Raw genomic sequence first — 4,257 nt, forward strand, 5'->3', positions numbered from 1 at the left:
CTTCACGGTCGGGGGCGCCCCCCTGGGCGAGCTGTGCCGCGGCTTCGCGGTCAGCGGCGCCGACAAGTTCGCGGGAGTGGAGCACGAGGCGGCGCCGGTCACCGGCTCGCCCCGGCTGACTGGGGCACCGGCCTGGATCGACTGCACCATCCAGGCCGTGCACACCGGCGGCGACCATCTGATCGTGGTCGGCAAGGTGGAGGCGCTCGGGGCCGCCGACGCGGGGGAGCCGCTGCTCTTCCACCGGGGCAGGTTCGGCCGCTTCGCTACGTGAGAGCGGGCCGCAACTGAGCCCCCTCGCCCCGCCGCCGGATCACCAGGGCCATCAGCGCGGCCGCCGCGCACAGCGCGCCCGATGCGTACCAAACGACGTCGTACGACCCGAAGGTGTCCCGCGCGACACCGCCCGCGAAGGCCACCACCGCGGCGCCCACCTGGTGCGATGCGAGCACCCACCCGAAGACGATCGCGCTGTCGTCGCCGTACTGCTCGCGGCAGAGCGCCAGGGTCGGCGGCACCGTCGCCACCCAGTCGAGGCCGTAGAAGACGATGAAGAAGATCATCGGGGGCCGCACGGACGGCGCGAGCAGCATCGGCAGGAAGAGCAGCGAGATGCCGCGCAGCGCGTAGTACACGGCGAGCAGCCGGCGCGCGTCGAACCGGTCGGTGAACCAGCCGGAGGCGATCGTCCCGATCACGTCGAAGACCCCGATGACGGCGAGCAGCGACGCGGCGGCCGTGACCGGCATGCCGTGGTCGTGCGCGGCGGGCACGAAGTGCGTCTGGACCAGGCCGTTCGTCGAGGCGCCACAGATCGCGAAGGTGCCGGCGAGCAGCCAGAAGGGTCCGGTGCGTGCCGCCTTGAAGAGCACCGTGACCGCGCGCCGCGCGGCCCCCGTGACCGGCGGCGGCTTCTCCACGAACTCCTCGGAGCCATAGGGCTTCAGGCTCACGTCGGCCGGGTGGTCGCGAAGCAGCAGCCAGACGAAGGGCACCACCGCGAAGGCGGCTAGCGACACCGTCACCGCGGCAGGACGCCAGTCGTGCCGGTCGACGATCCAGGAGAGCAGCGGCAGGAAGATCAGCTGGCCCGAGGCGGAGGCCGCCGTGAGGATGCCGGTGACCAGGCCCTTGCGCGTGGTGAACCACCGGTTGGTGACGGTCGCGGCGAAGGCGAGCGCCATCGAGCCCGAACCGAGGCCCACGAGCAGCCCCCAGCACAGCAGCAGCTGCCAGGCGGAGTCCATCCAGACCGTCAGGCCGGACCCGAGCGCGATCACGACGAGTGCGACGGCGACGACCTTGCGGATGCCGAACCGGTCCATCAGCGCGGCGGCGAACGGCGCGGTGAGCCCGTACAGCGCGAGATTGATGGAGACCGCGAGCCCGATCGTGCCGCGCGACCAGTGGAACTCCTGGTGCAGCGGGTCGATGAGCAGCCCCGGCAGCGACCGGAAGGCCGCGGCGCCGATGATCGTCACGAAGGTGACGGCGGCGACGAACCACGCGCGGTGGACGCGGCGGCGGCGCGGGGCCTTCGAGCGAGGCTCCGTCGTCTTGGTCAGGTCTGTCTGTGTCACGCCCATCAGCATCGGGCCGCCGTCGATCACGATCGAGTGGCCCGAGGGACAGCCTTCGCTAGAATCGGGCCATGGCCCCAGCGACCGGCTCCACCAGTGGCACGCCCCGGCACCGCGTCGTCGTCCTGGCCCTGGACGGCGTGATCCCCTTCGAACTGGGCATTCCGCAACGGATCTTCGGGCGTACGAGAGACAGCGCGGGCGCGCGCCTGTACGAGGTGATCACCGCGTCGATCCGCCCACCGGGCCCGGTCCGCACCGACGCGGACTTCGCCATCCTCGTCGAGAACGGCCCCGAGGCCCTCGCCACCGCCGACACCGTCGTGGTCCCGGCGTCGTACGAACTGGGTCCCGTCTACGAAGAGGGCCGCCTGACCGGCGAACTCGCCGCCGCCCTCGCCCACATCAGGCCCGGCACCCGCCTGGTCGCCATCTGCACGGGCGGCTACGTCCTCGCGGCGGCGGGCTATCTCGACGGCCGCAGGGCCACCACGCACTGGTCGTCGGCCGAGCACTTCCAGCGGCTCTTCCCCAAGATCACCGTCGACGCCGACGTCCTGTTCATCGACGACGGCGACGTGCTCACATCGGCGGGTGTGGCGGCGGGTGTCGACCTCTGTCTCCATGTCGTACGCGGCGACCACGGCTCGGCGGTGGCCAACGAGGTGGCGCGCCGCACGGTGGTGCCGCCGCACCGGGACGGCGGCCAGGCGCAGTACATCCAACGCCCCGTCCCCGAGCCGCAGTTGGCGACCACCACCACGGCCCGCGGCTGGGCGCTCGGCCATCTGCACGAACCGATCCAGCTGCGCGACATGGCCGACCAGGAGTCGATGTCCGTACGCACCTTCACGCGCCGGTTCCGCGAGGAGGTGGGCGTCAGCCCCGGTCAGTGGCTGACCCAGCAGCGCGTGGAGCGGGCGCGGCACCTGCTGGAGTCGAGCGATCTGTCGGTCGACCAGGTGGCCCGGGAGGCGGGCTTCGGAACGCCCCAGTCGATGCGGCAGCACCTACAGGCGGCTCTCGGTGTCACCCCCACCGCGTACCGGCGCACGTTCCGGGCCGTCCACGTCGCCGGACGGTGACGGCCCGCCCCCGCCGGACGGTGCCGGCTTGACCTCGCCGAGCACGCCCACCACCGTCAGTACGAGGGTGAGGCCGACCCCGGCGAGGATGGCGGTCGACGGTGCGACGACCGCGAGCAGGCCGCCCGCGAGGGAGCCGCTGGCCGCGTAACCGGCGCCTACGGCCGCGTACATGACCGAGTAGCCGGCGGCGAGCGCGCTCGGCGGCAGGACCTCGCGCAGGGTCAGGTTCCGGGTCAGCATCGCGCCGGCCTGCAGCAGTCCCGCGACGGCGAGGCCCGCGGCGATCAGTCCGGTGCTCGGCATCAGCGCGACGACGGCGACGACTCCGGAGACCGCGAACATCAGCACCATGCTCTGCGTGCGCAGCCGCCCCGGCCAGCTGCGCAGCCCGTACACCACCGACCCGACGGCCGACCCGATCGCGAGCCCGGCGAGCAGGGGGCCCGCCCAGCCGACCTCGATGCCGCGCTGCTCAAGGAGCGCAGGGAGCACCAGTTCGGCGAGGGCGAGGAGCGAGAGGCTGGCGGCACCCGTCACATACACGGGCCAGGCCCGGATCATGATCCGGACCATCGACTCACCGCCCCGGTCGTCCTCGTCGGACCGCCAGCCGACCGGCAGCATCCACAGACCGGCCACGGAGGAGGCCATGAGCACGGCCGCGAGCACCAGCGGCAGCTGCGGCGCGACGCCGAGTGCGAGGCCCGTGACGGCGGCGGGCGAGACGGCCCACACGCTGAACGTGAGCACCGACTCGGCGGACAGCGCCTGGGCGGCGGCGTGTTCGGGCACGAGGCTGGTGAGCAGGGCGCGCAGGCCGCCGGGGGCGGCGGCGGGGGCGGCGCCCGCCAGGAAGGCGGCCGCGCCGAGCACCACGGGGTGGGCCTGGGGCAACACTCCCAGCGCCCCGAAGGCGAGCGCGCCCACGGCCAGCCCCGCCGCGAGCTGAGGCCTGGCCCGCTCGGCCCGCATCCGCATCCCGAGCAGCGGTGCTCCGGCGATCTCGCCCACGACGTACGCCGCCGCGAGCACCGCCCCCAGGGTGTAGCCGCCGGGGCGCTCCCGCACCAGAAACACCAGGGCGAGCGGGGCCATGGCCACGGGCATCCTCGCCCCCACGGCCACGACGCCCCACGCGGCTACGGGCCGGGTCGCCACATCGCGATAACTCATCCCCCGAAGTTAGGCTCCCACCGGGGTGAGCCGCCCCTGAATTACCCGGCGGTGCAGGGCTGCAGGCACAGCTCCCTCCGCCCCGCAGCGCAGGGGCGCAGGCACACTCCCTCCGCCCCGCAAGCGCAGGGGCGCGGGCACAGCCGCCCCTTGCCACCCGCAGCGCAGGGGCGCAGGCACAGCCCCTTGCCACCCGCAGCGCGCGCCCGAGCGGGGCTCTGCCACCCGCAGCGCAGGCGCGCCCGAGCGGGCTTCTCCCACCCGCAGCGCAAAGCTGACCGAACGCGCTTCTCCCACCACCCGCCCGATCGCCCCGCAGCGGTTTCCCCACGCACAAGCCTTTCCCGCCCACCCACCCCCAGAGCCCCGCGGGGGCGAGGCGGGGGGGGGGGGGGAGAATGCGCCCGCCCGCGGGG

General features: G+C 73.7%; 4 protein-coding genes. 2 read left to right on the plus strand and 2 right to left on the minus strand.

The genetic code is table 11. The annotated features are described in order from the left end of the window. The coding region (locus tag ACFWY6_RS44590) for a flavin reductase family protein (RefSeq protein ID WP_384703402.1) at positions 1-274 on the plus strand (274 nt) is incomplete at its 5' end. Here the strand turns inward: ACFWY6_RS44590 and ACFWY6_RS44595 are convergent. Further along, positions 267-1,592: an MFS transporter gene (locus tag ACFWY6_RS44595; RefSeq protein ID WP_384703411.1), complete on the minus strand. Its 1,326-nt coding sequence runs from the start codon at positions 1,590-1,592 to the stop codon at positions 267-269. The two genes, ACFWY6_RS44590 and ACFWY6_RS44595, sit on opposite strands and share 8 nt — an antisense overlap. Before the next feature lie 59 nt (positions 1,593-1,651). Here ACFWY6_RS44595 and ACFWY6_RS44600 point away from each other — a divergent pair, with 59 nt between their 5' ends. After that, on the plus strand, positions 1,652-2,665 hold the full coding sequence (locus tag ACFWY6_RS44600; RefSeq protein ID WP_384703405.1) for a GlxA family transcriptional regulator: 1,014 nt from the start codon (positions 1,652-1,654) through the stop codon (positions 2,663-2,665). Here ACFWY6_RS44600 and ACFWY6_RS44605 read toward each other — a convergent pair. Next, complete coding sequence (locus tag ACFWY6_RS44605; RefSeq protein WP_384703408.1) at positions 2,591-3,841, minus strand: MFS transporter; 1,251 nt, start codon at positions 3,839-3,841, stop codon at positions 2,591-2,593. The genes ACFWY6_RS44600 and ACFWY6_RS44605 overlap by 75 nt on opposite strands. Positions 3,842-4,257 lie beyond the last annotated feature (416 nt).

The sequence above is a fragment of the Streptomyces sp. NPDC059037 genome, assembly GCF_042740015.1.
GTDB lineage: Bacteria > Actinomycetota > Actinomycetes > Streptomycetales > Streptomycetaceae > Streptomyces.